The following is a 16080-nucleotide window of genomic DNA, read 5'->3' as shown; positions in this document are numbered from 1 at the left end:
GCCCTAAAAGGAAAAGGAAAACTTGGTTTATTTTCTATAAACTGTAATAATAGTAATAGATAACTTGGGAATGGAGATAGTCAAAATGATCAAAAGAATATACCCTTTGCTAGGGGATAGATCCGTATTATGGCTATTATTTTGGGTGAATGTTTTAGGGACAGCTTACGGGTACTATTGGTACAAATGGCAGCTTATCGATACGCCGCCAGAATTCCTTCTATTTGTACCAGATAGTCCGACTGCCAGTTTGTTTTTTGTTTTCGTTCTAGGGGCATTCCTGATGGGGAAAAACTGGCCGCTTATGGAAGCATTGGCTATCGTTAGCCTAGTCAAATATGGCCTTTGGGCGGTAGTCATGAATTTAATGGTGTTCTTCGTTTCAGGACAGCTCGATTGGATTGGGCTTATGCTGATGGCATCTCATTTTGCTATGGCAGTGGAAGGGGTCTTATATGCCCCTTTTTATCGAATGAAACCATGGCATTTGATTACAGCTGCGGTTGTACTTCTTCATAATGAAATCATTGATTATGTTTTTGAAATGATGCCAAGGTACCATACGCTAGATTTATACATGGACCAGATCGGGTATTTTACATTTTGGCTGAGCATCTTCTCAATCGCCGTTGGATATTACTTCGGGCTGCGGCCGGGGCGATTCACCCTTTCATTAAAAAGATCAAGATAGCCCCCGAATGTTGGTCTAACCTTGTCCACCCTCTCATACATTTTAATAGTATTTAGAGGGGGGACAGGAATGAGGGCAAAATACCTTTTATTCATTTCGGTGCTATTATTATTGATTGCGCCGTTCGCAGCATACGCAGAACCACAGTCGCCTGTTGAAGAACTGGACAATATATCAGACCAAGCGCTGCAAATGGTTAAACTCCACCGTTATGAAGATGCAAACAGGTTGTTGAATCATTTTTCAGAAGAATTCTTGCTAGTCACAGGAGATGGACGGCCTTTTACTATGGATGAACTGCGGATTATCACTGTGGCACATGATGAAGCAATTGAAGCTGTAGCAAACGCGGACCTGGGACATGCCGAAAGGATGAACAGGGTTACAAAATTCAGGCTGGTCATTGATGCGATTGCCTCCACGCACCAGCCATTATGGACAGAGATGGAAGGGCCCATCATGACGGTTTTCAATGATATGAAGACTGCTGCATATGAGGGTGACAATGACCAATTCCATTCGAACCTTAATTCGTTCCTGTCTTTATACAATGTAATTTATCCAAGTATGAAGATTGACATCAATCCGGAAAGGATCCAAAAAGTTGATGCCAAAGTAAGTTTTATTGACCAGTATCGGCCACAGGTATTACAAGAGGCTTCCAGCAAGGAGGAACTTGAAATGCTTGAATCGGATTTGCAAAACATCTTTGATGATATGACAGAGGATGAAGCAGACCCTTCACTATGGTGGGTAATGATTTCCACTGGAAGTGTCATTATTCTTACATTGTCCTATGTGGGTTGGAGAAAATATAGAGGCGACAATGATAAAAAAAGAAATGTGCAAAAAGAACATAAGAATTGACACCGTATTCTAGTATTTATAAAATAGTGATAACATCATGAGATGTAAAAGGAGGTACTAGATGTCTATAATAATCTATTTTGCGCTTATTATTTTGATCCCGTTATGGGCTCAATTCAAGGTAAAAGGAGCATACAAGAAGTATTCAAAGGTGGCTTCTTCGTCCCAAATGACGGGCGCTGAGGTGGCTCGTAAAATTCTTGATGATAACGGGTTATACAATGTTGGTGTCGAAGAAACTAGAGGTTATTTAAGTGACCATTACGACCCGCGTTCAAAGGTTGTACGTTTATCTTCAGATAACTTTTTTGGGCATTCAGTTGCAGCAGCTGCAATTGCTGCTCACGAAGTAGGCCATGCGATGCAGGATGCGGAGGATTACTCATTCCTTCGATTCCGCCATGCACTTGTCCCAGTGGCAAGCCTAGGTTCAAACTTTTCCTGGATACTGATCCTGATTGGGATTTTTGCTCAATTAAGCGGATTGCTTTTACTAGGTATTCTTTTCATGGCCGCTGCTGTTGTTTTCCAAGTGGTAACTTTGCCGGTTGAATTCAATGCATCCAACCGTGCAATGGAACAGGTGGTTTCAGCTGGGATCATCAGGAATGATGAAGAAAGGGAAACAAAGAAAGTATTGAATGCTGCTGCATTGACATATGTAGCTGCGGCCGCTGTTGCGGTACTGGAACTTGTTCGTTTAGTAATGATTTACACAGGGATGACTAGCGAAGAATAAAAAAAATCCGGACATAGATCCGGATTTTTTTTGTGTCTGGGAAGATAAACTCCACTTTGAGAATGCCCCCTGGCCCCAGGTCCTGTACGTTTTTATCTTTCTAAAGGAAGCTTATTTTCATCCAGCGTAAATCCTTCACCCAGGACATCATGGACAACGGTAACCGATACAAACGCGTGGGGATCCACAGAATTAATGACACTTTTCAGTCGGACGATTTCATTCTTGGCGACAACGCAGTAAAGAACATCTCTTTCCGCTTTCGTATAAGAGCCTACAGCTTTGAGGCTGGTGACTCCGCGGTCCATTTCTTTCATGATTTTCGCTGCAATATCCTCATTCTTCTCCGAGATGATCATAGCTCCTCTGGCAGCATACGAACCTTCCTGCATAAAGTCAATCACCCTGGCCCCTACAAAAACGACGACAAGCGTATACATGGCTTCCCTGTAGTTCAAATATGTAATAAGTGAAAGTGTAATGACCCCAAAGTCGAACATGAACATTGTCCTGCCCATTGTCCATCCAAAATACTTTTGCGCCAGCCTTGCGATAATGTCGACTCCGCCCGTAGTCCCTCCGTAACGGAAGATGATACCAAGGCCGATGCCGATGAACACGCCCGCAAATAAGGCCGCTAAAAACAAATCCTCATATAATGGCATCTCGATTTGATATTTTTGGAATATGCCCAGGAAAATGGAGACACCCACTGTGCCAATGATGGTGTAAATAAATACATTCCGGCCAAGCAGCTTCCAGCCTATGAAAAAAAGCGGCAAGTTCAATAACAAGTTCGTGATTGAAGGAGACCAGCCAAATACGAAATAAAGCAAAAGTGTAATACCAGTAAAGCCACCCTCTGCCAGGTTATTTTGCATATTGAAATGAACAAGACCGAATGAAAAAATAGCCGCACCAAGCAAAATGAAGAAGATGTTTTTGAATTTTAAGCCGTTTAGCACGAATTATTCCTCCTAATAGTACGACTGAAGTTTTACCTTATAAAGCGCTTATATTATATAAAATATAACCAACAAGGGCAATCTTTTACAGGGGAGGATGGAAGAGTCGGAATCTTCTATGTTCCATGCCGCGTAATGAGACAGGCTTAATTGGTGGTATAAAGCTTTTTCGCCGGTATGTTCAGGATTAGTTTGAAATAAAAATATTTGTCAAAGCACCTCCATTAAGCTAACATCGATATAGATATACATACAAATAAAGGTTAGGTGAGTTTCTTGAGTGGAAATAAAACGATAAAAGAACTCCAGCAGGAAGTGGATACTTATATAAGCCAATTTAAAGAAGGTTACTTCAGTCCGCTTGCTTTGACTGCACGCATGACCGAGGAGCTCGGGGAGCTGGCTCGTGAGGTTAACCATTATTATGGCGAAAAGCCAAAGAAAAACGATGAAAAAGAAAAGACAATTGAAGAAGAGCTGGGAGATATGCTGTTTGTTATGATTTGTTTTGCCAACTCTTTAAATATAGACCTTGAAGAAGCACATAACATGGTCATGGAAAAGTTCAATACAAGGGACAAAGACCGCTGGACGAGAAAAGACAGCTAAAGGAGACTAAATATATGGAAAAAGTAAAAATTGTTATTGCAGGACCAAGAGGAAGAATGGGTAAAGAGGCTGTCAATTTGGTGCTCGGGACGGATACATATGAACTTGTTGGCGTTGTCGACAGAAAATATGAAGGAATGAAACTTGGCGAGCTCGAGGGGTTTCCGGAGAGTGATGCCCTCATTTATACGGATTTCGAGAAATGTCTTCAAGAAGTAGAGCCAGACGTCTTGATTGATCTGACGACACCTGAAGTAGGCATGTTCCACACAAGGACTGCTTTGAAATATAAAGTTCGCCCCGTAGTAGGGACAACAGGGTTCAGCAAGGAGAACCTTGAAGAACTTGAACAGCTTTGTGCTGAACAGGAAACAGGCTGTATCATCGCTCCAAACTTTGCAGTCGGGGCGATTTTGATGATGAAATTCTCACAAATGGCAGCCAAATACTTCAGTGACGTCGAAATCATTGAACTTCATCATGACCAGAAGCTGGATGCACCATCTGGCACAGCAGTCAAAACCGCCCAAATGATCTCTGATGTACGTGAACCGAAAAAACAGGGCCATGCTGATGAGAAGGAAACGATTCAAGGTGCCCGCGGTGCGGATTATGAAGGCATGCACATCCACTCTGTAAGGCTGCCTGGACTGATTGCCCATCAGCAAGTATTATTCGGTGCTGACGGACAAACCTTGACGATACGCCATGATTCATACAATCGAAGCTCCTTTATGTCTGGAGTCAAACTTGCGGTGGACACAGTTATGAAAGTGGACGCTTTTGTTTACGGATTAGAGAATATCATTGAATAGGGGAGAAACCATGAACATTGCCTTAATTGCCCATGATAAAAAGAAAGACGATTTAGTGGGGTTCGCAGTCGCTTATAAGGAGATTTTCGAAAAGCATACATTATTCGCAACCGGTACTACAGGGTTGCGAATCATTGAAGCAACTGGTTTGGAAGTGGCGAGATTTCAATCTGGCCCGCTTGGCGGCGACCAGGAAATCGGCGCACGAATAGCCAACAATCTAATGGACGCAGTGTTTTTCTTCAGGGATCCATTAACTGCCCAGCCGCATGAACCTGATGTGACTGCCCTGGTTCGGTTATGTGACGTATATTCTGTTCCGCTTGCGACCAATATGGGAACAGCGGAAATTCTTGTCAAAGGAATTGAAAGAGGAGACCTGGATTGGCGAAATATAGTAAAAGAAGAAATTGGTGATGAAAATGGAAGCAATGAAGCTTGATATTCTGGCATTTGGTGCCCATGCCGATGATGTGGAAATCGGGATGGGCGGTACAATCGCAAAATATGCTGCTGAAGATAAATGGATTGGGATTTGTGATTTGACCAAAGCCGAAATGTCTTCGAATGGAACAGTAGAGATCAGGAGCCGCGAAGCGAATGAAGCAGCCGGCATTCTCGGAGTGAAGATGAGGGAAGCACTTGACTTGCCGGACAGAGGCTTGTTTTTAAAGGAAGAATACATAAGAAAAATTGTTAGAGTGATCAGGCGAAACACACCGGACATAGTTTTTGCACCTTATCTTGACGACCGTCATCCTGACCATGGCAGCTGTGCCCGCCTTGTTGAGGAGGCGGTCTTTTCGGCGGCAGTAAGAAAATATGATGAAGATCATGGGCTGACACCACATAGGACAAAAGCTTTATATTTTTATATGATCAATGGATTCCATAAACCTGATTTTGTTGTTGATGTTTCGGATTTTATCAATTTAAAAATCAGTGCACTGAATGCTTACGAAAGCCAATTCGTGAAAGGCGCAGCCACTTTTGACACCCCGCTGGTGAACGGCTATATCGAAACAGTCGAGGCGCGTGAAAAATTATTCGGCAAGGAAGTCGGCGTCGCATATGCCGAAGGCTTTATGTCCAAAAAACCATTGTTAATCCATAAGGATTTGTTAGGGGAAGGAAAATGAAGAAATTAAAAATAGGCATCACCTGTTACCCGACGGTGGGGGGATCTGGTGTTGTCGCAACAGAACTTGGAAAGCTTCTGGCAGAGAAGGGTCATGAGATCCATTTCATTTCATCGAGCCTCCCCTTCAGGCTAAAGAAAATGTACCGAAATATTTATTCTCATGAGGTAGAGGTCAATCAATACTCAGTATTTCAATATCCACCATACGACATTGCGCTGGCCAGCAAGATTGCAGAGGTCGCCGTCATGGAAAATTTAGATGTCCTCCACGTCCATTATGCGATTCCCCATGCTGTGTGTGCCATTTTAGCCCGCCAGATGAGCGGACGTGATCTGAAGATTGTCACTACGCTTCACGGTACCGATATTACCGTACTTGGATATGATCCATCTCTAACTGATGCCATTCGCTTTGGTATTGAAAAATCGGATGTTGTTACAGCAGTATCTAATTCGCTTATCCAGCAAACCTATGATTTGATCAAACCGGAAAAGGAAATTAACTGTGTGTACAACTTCATCGACACTCGTGTCAACAAACGCAGCGATTCCACAGATCTTAGAAAAGAATATGGAATCCTTCCTGAAGAGAAAGTGGTCATCCATGTATCCAACTTCCGGCCAGTTAAAAGAGTTCCAGATGTCATTAAAACATTCGCAGGAATCGCAGAAAAAATGCCGGCCAAGCTTTTGCTTGTAGGAGATGGACCGGAAATGAAGGCTGTCTGCAATCTTGCAAGTGAGCTGGGGATTCGCGACAAAGTACTGCTTCTTGGAAAGCAGGAAAGAGTTGAAGAGCTTTATTCATTAAGTGATTTGATGCTTCTTCTTTCAGAAAAAGAAAGTTTCGGACTGGTTGCTTTAGAAGCTATGGCTTGTGGCGTACCATGTATCGGGACGAATGTAGGAGGTATTCCAGAAGTGATCGTGGACGGAAAGACCGGATACATTTGCGAATTAGGAAATATCGAAGAGATAACAGAAAAAGCTGTCAATATACTCTCAAGTGCGGAAATCCACAAGCGTTTTGCTGAGAATTCGATTGAACGGGCAGAAAAGAGCTTCAGCGCAGAACAAATCGTATCTCAATATGAAGGAATCTATTATAATATCGTTGGGCAGGATGTACAATGATTGGCGAACCATTCATACAGGCTGCACCTGTCCTCCAGTTAATTGAGAATGCTGGTTTTGAAGCGTATTTTGTCGGCGGTTCGGTAAGGGATCATATCCTCGGCCGCGAAATATCCGATGTTGATATTGCTACCTCAGCGTTACCTGAGGAATTAAAACGGATCTTTCCTAAAACCAATGATGTGGGAATTGAACATGGAACGATTCTGGTCCATTATAAAGGCGGTCACTATGAAATCACGACCTTCCGTTCCGAACAAAATTACTCTGATTTCCGAAGACCGGATAAGGTTTCTTTTATTCGGTCTTTACAAGAGGATTTACAGCGTCGCGATTTCACGATGAATGCAATTGCGATGGATAAAGAAGGGAAGATTATTGACCCTTTTGCGGGCAAGGAAGCAATAAATAAAAAGGTGATTGTGACTGTAGGCAACCCTGATGAACGCTTCGGTGAAGATGCATTAAGGATGCTGAGGGCTGTAAGATTCCAGTCACAATTATCTTTTTCGATTGAAAAGTATACTTTAGAATCCCTTGCAGCTCACTGTCATCTGCTTGAGAATATTGCGGTTGAACGTAAAACTGTTGAGTTTGAAAAATTGCTTATGGGGCCTGGCAGGAGCGAAGCGGTTCAATTGCTGGCGAATAGAGGGATGATTCAATTTTTGCCGGGATTGAAAAATCATAGTGATGAAGTAAAACGCTTTTCGAGCCGAATAAGGAAGAACTTCCGACTGACAGAGTCCTGGGTCCTGTTAGTATTTGAATTAGGGCTGAAGGACAAGGAAATAGATGATTTCCTGAGAGAATGGAAGCTTCCAGTGAATAAAATTAAAAGGATCAACAAAATTCATTCATTGTTATTACATCGCCTTGAAAATGACTGGAGTCTGGGACTGGTTTATAAGGCAGGTCTCGAAGATGCGATAAGTGCTGAAATAGTGCATGCGTCCCTCCATAACAATAGTGGCAGCGACGAAGAAATCAGGGGTTTGTATGAGCGGCTTCCGATTAAGCACCGTAAGGAATTGGAGGTAACGGGAAATGATGTCATGGCATGGCTGGATAAACACCCGGGTCCGTGGCTGCGAGACATTCTTGAAGAAATCGAACGTTCTGTAATCTATGGCGTCGTGCCAAATGAGAAGGAGAAAATAAAGGAATGGCTGAGCGCGTTCAATCAGAAATCAGAAAAAAATTAATAGATGCATTTACGAAAAACGAAACTGAATACCTATCCGGACAACATCTCGCTGACATTGCTGGCTGTACACGCACAGCCGTCTGGAAGCACATCGAGGAACTTCGCAAGGAAGGCTTTCAGTTTGAAGCGGTTAGAAGAAAAGGATATAAGATCATCTCTATCCCGGACAATATGTCTGCAGATAAAATAAACCTTGGTTTGAACACTGAATTCTTAGGCAGGAATCTTCATTACCATGACAGCGTGGAATCGACTCAGAAGATAGCGTATAAGCTGGCTTATGAGCAAGCTGAAGAGGGAACTGTTGTGATTGCCGAAGAGCAAACTGCAGGCAGAGGCAGAATGGATCGCAAATGGCATTCTCCTAAATATTCAGGGATATGGATGAGTCTCATCCTAAGACCGAAAATCCCCATCCCGAAAGCACCGCAGCTGACATTGATTACGGCAGTTGGAGTGGTGCAGGCCATAGAGGAAGTAACAGGCTTACTGCCCGAAATTAAATGGCCCAATGATATTCTCATCAACGGCAAGAAAATAACCGGGATCCTTACCGAGCTACAGGCGGAATCCGATCAGATCAATTCTATCATCATTGGAATCGGCATCAATGTAAATACAGGAATAGAAGATTTTCCTGAAGATATTCGATCAATTGCTTCGTCGCTAGCGATAGAGTCTGGCAAAATAATCGACAGGGAGAAATTGATCCGAACGATTTTAGAAAAACTGGAGAAATTGTATTTGCTTTATCTGGAGAAGGGCTTTTTTCCAATAAAGCTGATGTGGGAAAGCTACGCGATAAGCATCGGTAAACAGATCACTGCAAGGACACTAACAGGTGAAATCAAGGGGAAAGCCATCGGAATCACTGAAGATGGAGTTCTTTTGATTGAGGATTCAGCAGGGGAGGTTCATAATATTTACTCGGCTGATATCCAAATCGAAGGTTAAAATCGTTGTGTAGCCAAAAAAGCGGTCATTTGCTATAATCAATCTGGGCGGTATCGAAAGAACTGCACCTTGTTGACTTTTTTATAAAAAAAATAGTTCTGCCTGGATCCGGTAGCGGACTGGGACAGAGGGATGAAACAAGTACAGGCTTCAAAGGGTCCTTCTGGCATAGATGGGTCCTTTTTTAGTGTCTGGCATTGATGGATTGTTTTATCTCCTCTTCAGAAAAAGGGAGGAATGAAAATGAAACAAACAACTGATTTCTTAAAAATGAAGCAAACAGGCAACAAGATTGTCATGGTGACGGCCTATGATTATCCTTCAGCGAAGCATGCCGAACAGGCTGAAGCAGATATGATCCTCGTAGGTGATTCCCTTGGTATGGTCGTGCTGGGCTATGATTCGACTGTACCGGTGACAATGGATGATATGGTCCACCATTCGAAGGCTGTCAGGCGAGGAGCGGGCAATACGTTCATTGTTGTCGATTTGCCATTTATGAGCTATCATCTGTCAATCAAAGACACGCTTATAAACGGTGCGAGAATCATGCAGGAAACTGGGGCAAATGCTGTTAAATTAGAAGGTGCCGATGAGGTCATTGATCATATAAACGCACTGACCAGGGCAGGAGTGCCTGTTGTAGCGCATCTTGGCCTCACTCCGCAATCTGTAGGTGTACTTGGCGGATATAAAGTGCAGGGGAAGAGCGCGGATGCGGCAAAGAAATTAATTGCTGACGCAAAAAAATGCGAAGAGGCAGGTGCCTTTGCAGTTGTGCTGGAATGCGTTCCTAAACAGCTTGCTGAACAAGTCAGCCGGGCCCTTACAATCCCGACGATTGGGATCGGGGCTGGAGCAGAGGTTGACGGCCAGGTGCTTGTATACCACGATATCATTACCTATGGCGTAGACCGTGTCCCGAAGTTCGTGAAACAGTATACGAATGTAAATGAATTGATCTCTTCAGGGCTCAATGCCTATGTATCCGAAGTCAGACACAAGGCATTCCCGGAAGATAAACATAGCTTTACCATGAAAGAAGAAGAATTGCAGGCATTGTACGGGGGAAAAGAATGAAAATCATTAGAACAATCACCGAGATGCAGGAACAGATGAAAAGATTGAAATCTGAAGGGAAAACCATTGGTTATGTACCAACCATGGGTTTCCTGCATGAAGGCCATAGATCACTGATGAACAGGGCACGTCCGGAAAATGATGTGGCTGTCCTGAGCATTTTCGTGAACCCTCTCCAATTCGGCCCTGCGGAGGATTTGGATGCCTATCCGCGGGATTTTGAGCGCGACCATAAAATTGCGGAAGCTGAGGGAGTGGATTTTATTTTCTATCCATCTGCGGAAGAAATGTATCCTGGGAATGCTTCAATCAAGGTTTCTGTTGTTGAGCGGACAAATGTACTTTGCGGCAGGTCAAGGCCAGGGCATTTTGACGGAGTAGCAACAGTTCTTTTCAAACTGTTCAATATCATACAGCCAACAAGGGCATATTTTGGCCTGAAGGATGCTCAGCAGGTCGCAGTGGTCGATGGCCTGATCAAGGATTTTAATTTTCCGATCGAATTGATTCCGGTTGAAACAGTTCGTGAAGAGGATGGTCTTGCAAAAAGTTCAAGGAATGTCTATTTAAATGACGAGGAAAGAATACAGGCAGTGGAACTTAGCAAAAGCCTGAAGATGGCTAAACTCGCCATTGACAATGGTGAAAGAAATGCTGATGAACTCGTTAGATTGATGAAAAATCATATAAATGAGAATACGACCGGCACAGTAGATTATATTGAAATCTATACCTATCCTGAGCTGCAGGAGTTGGAGACATTGAAGGGGAAAGTCATCATTGCCCTTGCCGTGAAGTTCTCAAAAGCCAGATTGATCGATAATACTATTTTAGAAGTAGAATAACTTAAATAGGGGGATATATTCCATGTTCCGCACCATGATGAATGCTAAAATACATCGAGCAAGAGTAACTGAGGCCAATCTGAACTATGTAGGCAGCATCACCATTGACAGCGATATTTTGGACGCAGTCGGTATGGTTGCTAATGAAAAGGTTCAAATTGTAAATAATAATAATGGCGCGCGTTTTGAAACGTATATTATTCCGGGGGAAAGAGGGAGCGGCGTTGTGTGCCTAAATGGAGCAGCAGCTCGTCTGGTTCACGAGGGTGACGTTGTGATTATCATTTCTTACGCGCTTGTTGCGGAAGAGAAGGTTCCGTCTCATCAGCCAAAAGTAGCATTGATGGATGAGAATAACCGTATAGTTGAGATGCTTCATGCTGAACCTGAGAAAACGGTATTCCTATAAACAAGAAAACTCCCGTGCCATCGGGAGTTTTTTCATACCGTTAGTCTGTATACTCTTTGGCATGGCCTTAGAGGACTTGGGTGAGGGGCTTCCGGAAAAGAATTACATACAGAAGGATGACCAGATATTTTGCCTGATACGGCTAAAAGAATAATCCAATTGCATTTATAATGGTCATAATAAGACTAAGCCTGTTACATAGGGATTTCGTAGGTGGATTATTCCATGTCCCAATGAAGGCGATTGGAACATGAAATGGAATGTCCGGATGGAAAAAGTGTCCCAATGAAGGCGATTGGAACATGAAATGGAATGTTTGGATGGAAAAAGTGTTCCAATGAAGGCGCTTGGAACATGAAATGGAATGTCCGGATGAAAAAAGTGTCCCAATGAAGGCGCTTGGAACATGAAATGGAATGTTGGGATGGAAAAAGAATTCCAATGAAGGCGCTTGGAACATGAAATGGAATGTCCGGATGAAAAAAGTGTCCCAATGAAGGCGCTTGGAACATGAAATGGAATGTTGGGATGGAAAAAGAATTCCAATGAAGGCGATTGGAACATGAAATGGATTGTCCGGATGGAAAAAGTGTCCCAATGAAGGTCATTGGATCATGAAATTGAATGTCCGGATGAAAAAAGTGTCCCAATGAAGGCGATTGGAACATGAAATCAAATTTCTGAATTTAAAAAGTGTCCCAATGGGGGCTATTGTAACAGCGTTAAAGATACTGTCACGCTTTCACTTTCGTATTTTTTGTGATACGGTTTTGTTTGACTGAATGTTAGAGGTGTATTGTAGAATGAGCCAAAAATTTGTGGTTGTAGATTTAGAAACAACGGGTAATTCCCCGAAAAAGGGTGACCGTATTATACAATTTGGAGCCGTGATCATTGAGGATGGGAAGATTACTGGACGATTCTCCTCGCTTGTCAATCCATTGCAGGAAATTCCTGCTTTCATTGAGGAGTTGACCGGAATTTCGGATTCAATGGTGAAGGATGCTCCATTATTTGAGGAAATCGCTCCACAGATTTCTGATATGCTTGAAGATGCGTATTTTGTGGCTCATAATGTTTTATTTGATCTTTCGTTTTTACAAGATGAATTATTAAGCTCTGGCCAGGAAGGTTTTTATGGCCCGGTTATAGATACAGTGGAAATGGCAAGAATCCTTTATCCGTCTGCTGACAGTTATAAATTGACAGATTTGGCCGCAAGGGAGAAATTGCATCATGACCGCCCTCACCAGGCTGATAGTGATGCACAAGTGACGGCAGAGCTGCTCCTGATTATGCTCGACGCTGTAAAATCCTTGCCGCTGGTCACAGTCAAGGAGCTGGCAAAGCTTTCGGAGGGACTGAAGAGCGATCTTCACTTAATTTTTGATGATGTATTGACTGTGAAGGAGAGCAGGCTGGAAGAACTGCCTGATCATCTTGAGGTCTACCGGGGGATTGCTTTGAAAAAGAGGAACAAAATCCGAAAGGTTGTTCAAAGTACTATTGAGTATCCTGAATCTTTGGTAGAAAAAAAGATCTTACTTCAAAAAGCTTTTTCTGGCTATGAAATCAGGCATGGGCAGTTCGAGATGATGGACTGCGTGCGTGAAGCATTCTCCAAGAATGGCCATGCTTTGATTGAAGCAGGAACGGGAGTAGGAAAGTCTCTTGGTTATTTAATCCCAGCGGCAATATTTGCGTTGGAAAGCAATAAACCAGTTGTAGTCAGTACTTACACTACACAGCTTCAAGAGCAGCTCCTGTTCAATGACGTTCCGAAACTCGCTCAGGTAATGGGAACATCCATAAATGCAACGCTGATTAAAGGCAGGAACAACTATATCAGCATGGCCCGGTTTGAGCAATCCCTAAGGGAAGTAGAGGAAAATTATGATACAGCCCTTACTAAAATGCAAATCCTTGTATGGCTTACGCAAACAGAAACTGGAGATTTTGATGAACTCAACTTGTCTAGCGGGGGCATGCTCTTCTGGGGTAAAGTGAAAAATGAACGTGCACTATTCCTCAAGACAAAGCACTGGGAAGGCCATGATTTTTATCAAAGGGCGGTTGAAAAAGCACAGCATGCGGATATTCTGATCACGAACCATTCCATGATGCTTGCCGACCTTGTTTCAGACAAAGGTCCGTTACCGAATTATGACTATGCCGTACTCGATGAAGGTCACCAGTTCGAAAAAGCGGCAGGAAAGTACTTTGGGAAATCACTGGATTATCTCGCTGTCAGACTAGTACTTAATCAGCTTGGGCTATATGATCAAAACCAGCTGTTCTATAAATTGGAGACTCTGCTGAACCATAATAACGGCGATTTTAATTCCGGCAGACTTCATTCGTTTGAAATCAATCAGTTGATTTCCGACCTGGTATACGAAACAGAGGAACTATTCAAGCTTGCGGGAACCTATGCAAGAAAAACGCTGAAGAATAAAACTCATGGCAGCAAAATACATGCAAGCATGGTTCCGGACAGGGATAATCGAATATGGAATGCATTGAAGACAACCGCCGAAAGGTTTTATTTTCACTTAAAGGATTTAATCTCGGCTTTGGAGGAAAGGCTGCTTGAGGCTGGGAAAAGCTCTCAGCAATATACAGGCGTTCAGCAATCAATCCTTGAAGAGGTTGTACAAGTTAAAGAAGACTTGGAACAAATTTGCATTACGGCCAGGACTCTTTTTATGGATGATAGCGGCTATGTGAGATGGATCGAGGCAGATATGAGGGCTTTACAAAATTCAACGACCATTTTTTCACGCCCTGTTTATGTATCTGATTATTTGGCAGAACAATTCTTTGCGAAAAAAAGAAGTGTAGTTGTTACCTCTGCAACCCTGTCTGTTAATAATTCCTTTACTTTTATCAAAAAGGAATTGGGAATCCGGAATACGCTTATGGAAAAGCAAATACCATCGCCGTTTTCTTACGGTTCCCAGGTCAAGCTTGTTGTCCCTGATGACTTGCCGGATATAAAGTCTGTTTCCAATGATGATTATGTTGCAGCCGTTACCGAACATATCATATCGATTGCAGAAGCAACTAAAGGCAGGATGCTGATTTTATTTACTTCCCATGAGATGCTGAAAAAGGCTTATGAATTGATCAAGGAAAGCGGCCTCCTGGAAGAATATATTTTGATTGCCCAGGGTATTACTGCAGGCAGCAGGACAAGACTGACCAGGAATTTCAAGCGATTTGAGAAAGCGATTCTATTTGGGACCAGCAGTTTCTGGGAGGGTGTCGATATTCCGGGTGAGGACCTGTCCTGCTTGATCATTGTGAGGCTTCCATTTACACCTCCTGATGAACCAATTACAGCAGCGAAATGTTCCTTGATCAAGGAAAAGGGGGGCAGTCCTTTTTCTGAACTATCCTTGCCTGAAGCCGTCTTGAGATTTAAACAAGGATTCGGAAGGCTAATCCGTACATCAAATGATAGAGGTTTGATTTTTGTCTTCGACCGAAGGCTTGTTACAACTTCTTATGGAAGAGCCTTTTTACATTCCGTACCTGATGTTCCAGTTGAAAAAAGGTCTATAACAGAAATAGTCGAAATGATTCATGATTGGCTGTAGGACCGCTGCGTATATTCTGCGTAGGTGAAAACTGCCTTTTTTAAAAAGCTTTTTATAATTTCAGCTAAATGACGCACTCTAAAGCTAGAAGTAATTGGAGGAGTATACATGAAGCTGATATTAGCAATCCTGGCATTTATGAATTGGTATTATTTCCCGTATGAATCTCCTTCTTCTCCTGTAGAGGTTGAAGGAGTGGATGTCAACCTGAAAAGAAACGAATTGGCCTTTACTTTTTTAGCAATCAGCGATGGAGAGGCTGCGCTAATCCAGCACGCCAATGGGGATAATATACTGGTCAACACGGGTGGAAAGGGTACTTTAAAAGAGCTTGAAAGGCTGCTCGCTCTTTTTCATGTTAAGGATTTATCGACGATTATTTTAACAGCGAATACAGCGCAGGAAAACCTCGGACAAATTATCGAGAAATATAATGTTCGCCGGATATTTACCGGGAAAGCTGGTAATCAGGTCCTTACAGAAGTTTCAATTCCGACGGAAGTGAAGGTTCAAAGCTGGAAGCAGGGAGAATTGTTAAAGCTAATGCCAGGATTGACTGCTGAGGTCATTTTTGATGGCAGTGAAGAAAATGAAGGGACGGATATTTCTTTTCAATTTTTCCATCATCAGATTTTTTATATTAGTTCGGCTAGCCATGCTTCAGAGCAAGCTTTTCTTGCCGAACCATTGAAGAATGTCAATATAGTGAAATTGCCTTTCTTTGCTGCAAAAGGATCGTTTTCTGATTTGCTGATCGAGCATTTAGACCCACAACTCGCAGTAATCTTTAAATCCAATTCGATTAAACCCGACCCGGATTTAGTGGAAATGCTCCATGAAGCCTGGATTGATGTTTATTTCACAAAGCAGCATGGTACTGTTACAATTAAGCTTACCGATTCAACCTATGATGTCATAACGATTTTGAGCGAAGAATAAAAGCTGCACCTTCCTAGCTGAAAATATCACTTCTGAAATTACCAAATGGCTAAAGAAAAACTGCGCATAAAATGCGCAGCCATTTT

Annotated in this window: 16 protein-coding genes; 15 read left to right on the top strand and 1 reads right to left on the bottom strand. The window is 42.7% G+C overall.

Annotation, left to right across the window (positions count from 1 at the left end):
* The first annotated feature begins 88 nt into the window (after positions 1-88).
* From lhaT to J7E37_RS14015, 3 genes are all read left to right on the top strand, one after another.
* Positions 89-691, top strand: coding sequence for a lipoprotein heptaprenylglyceryl N-acetyltransferase LhaT (gene lhaT, locus J7E37_RS14025; protein ID WP_215024581.1), 603 nt, complete (start codon positions 89-91; stop codon positions 689-691).
* A gap of 69 nt (positions 692-760) precedes the next feature.
* Positions 761-1558 (top strand): sporulation protein YpjB, encoded by a 798-nt coding sequence (gene ypjB / locus J7E37_RS14020; protein ID WP_214780945.1) that lies wholly within the window; start codon positions 761-763, stop codon positions 1556-1558.
* A gap of 61 nt (positions 1559-1619) precedes the next feature.
* On the top strand, positions 1620-2297 hold the full coding sequence (locus tag J7E37_RS14015) for a zinc metallopeptidase (protein WP_215024554.1): 678 nt from the start codon (positions 1620-1622) through the stop codon (positions 2295-2297).
* 92 nt (positions 2298-2389) lie between these two features.
* Here J7E37_RS14015 and J7E37_RS14010 read toward each other — a convergent pair whose 3' ends face one another.
* Entirely contained in the window at positions 2390-3262 is an 873-nt protein-coding gene (locus J7E37_RS14010) for a YitT family protein (protein ID WP_214737088.1), read from the bottom strand.
* A 276-nt stretch (positions 3263-3538) separates the two neighbouring features.
* Between J7E37_RS14010 and J7E37_RS14005 the strand changes: the two genes are divergently transcribed.
* The 12 genes from J7E37_RS14005 (at position 3539) to J7E37_RS13950 (ending at position 15994) form a co-directional block, all read left to right on the top strand.
* Positions 3539-3871 carry a nucleotide pyrophosphohydrolase gene (locus J7E37_RS14005; RefSeq protein ID WP_215024552.1) on the top strand — a complete coding sequence of 111 codons (333 nt, stop codon included), beginning with the start codon at positions 3539-3541 and terminating at the stop codon, positions 3869-3871.
* 14 nt (positions 3872-3885) lie between these two features.
* Positions 3886-4686 (top strand): 4-hydroxy-tetrahydrodipicolinate reductase, encoded by an 801-nt coding sequence (gene dapB / locus J7E37_RS14000; protein WP_215024550.1) that lies wholly within the window; start codon positions 3886-3888, stop codon positions 4684-4686.
* Positions 4687-4696: 10 nt separating this feature from the next.
* Positions 4697-5128 (top strand): methylglyoxal synthase, encoded by a 432-nt coding sequence (gene mgsA, locus J7E37_RS13995; protein WP_215024548.1) that lies wholly within the window; start codon positions 4697-4699, stop codon positions 5126-5128.
* Positions 5109-5825, top strand: a complete 717-nt coding sequence (gene bshB1, locus J7E37_RS13990; protein WP_251009672.1) for a bacillithiol biosynthesis deacetylase BshB1 — start codon at positions 5109-5111, stop codon at positions 5823-5825. The genes mgsA and bshB1 overlap by 20 nt, the downstream gene beginning before the upstream one ends.
* Positions 5822-6961: an N-acetyl-alpha-D-glucosaminyl L-malate synthase BshA gene (gene bshA / locus J7E37_RS13985; RefSeq protein ID WP_214780958.1), complete on the top strand. Its 1140-nt coding sequence runs from the start codon at positions 5822-5824 to the stop codon at positions 6959-6961. The genes bshB1 and bshA overlap by 4 nt, the downstream gene beginning before the upstream one ends.
* Positions 6961-8166: a CCA tRNA nucleotidyltransferase gene (locus J7E37_RS13980; RefSeq protein WP_215024579.1), complete on the top strand. Its 1206-nt coding sequence runs from the start codon at positions 6961-6963 to the stop codon at positions 8164-8166. The genes bshA and J7E37_RS13980 overlap by 1 nt, the downstream gene beginning before the upstream one ends.
* Positions 8127-9122: a biotin--[acetyl-CoA-carboxylase] ligase gene (locus tag J7E37_RS13975; protein ID WP_215024546.1), complete on the top strand. Its 996-nt coding sequence runs from the start codon at positions 8127-8129 to the stop codon at positions 9120-9122. Before J7E37_RS13980 ends, J7E37_RS13975 begins: the two co-directional genes overlap by 40 nt.
* A gap of 243 nt (positions 9123-9365) precedes the next feature.
* The gene (panB, locus tag J7E37_RS13970) at positions 9366-10202 is read left to right on the top strand and encodes a 3-methyl-2-oxobutanoate hydroxymethyltransferase (protein WP_214780962.1); all 837 of its coding nucleotides are present in this window, start codon (positions 9366-9368) and stop codon (positions 10200-10202) included.
* On the top strand, positions 10199-11047 hold the full coding sequence (gene panC / locus J7E37_RS13965) for a pantoate--beta-alanine ligase (protein WP_214780989.1): 849 nt from the start codon (positions 10199-10201) through the stop codon (positions 11045-11047). The genes panB and panC overlap by 4 nt, the downstream gene beginning before the upstream one ends.
* 22 nt (positions 11048-11069) lie before the next feature.
* Positions 11070-11456 (top strand): aspartate 1-decarboxylase, encoded by a 387-nt coding sequence (panD, locus tag J7E37_RS13960; protein WP_192470408.1) that lies wholly within the window; start codon positions 11070-11072, stop codon positions 11454-11456.
* Positions 11457-12259: 803 nt separating this feature from the next.
* Positions 12260-15055 (top strand): ATP-dependent DNA helicase DinG, encoded by a 2796-nt coding sequence (dinG, locus tag J7E37_RS13955; RefSeq protein ID WP_214780993.1) that lies wholly within the window; start codon positions 12260-12262, stop codon positions 15053-15055.
* Positions 15056-15163: 108 nt separating this feature from the next.
* The gene (locus J7E37_RS13950) at positions 15164-15994 is read left to right on the top strand and encodes a ComEC/Rec2 family competence protein (RefSeq protein ID WP_214780996.1); all 831 of its coding nucleotides are present in this window, start codon (positions 15164-15166) and stop codon (positions 15992-15994) included.
* Positions 15995-16080: the final 86 nt, after the last annotated feature.

The organism is Bacillus sp. ISL-39, from assembly GCF_018613295.1.
Classification (GTDB): Bacteria; Bacillota; Bacilli; order Bacillales; family Cytobacillaceae; genus Mesobacillus.
Note: the sequence above shows the minus strand (reverse complement) of the source record. Positions and strands in the feature narration are given on the sequence as shown.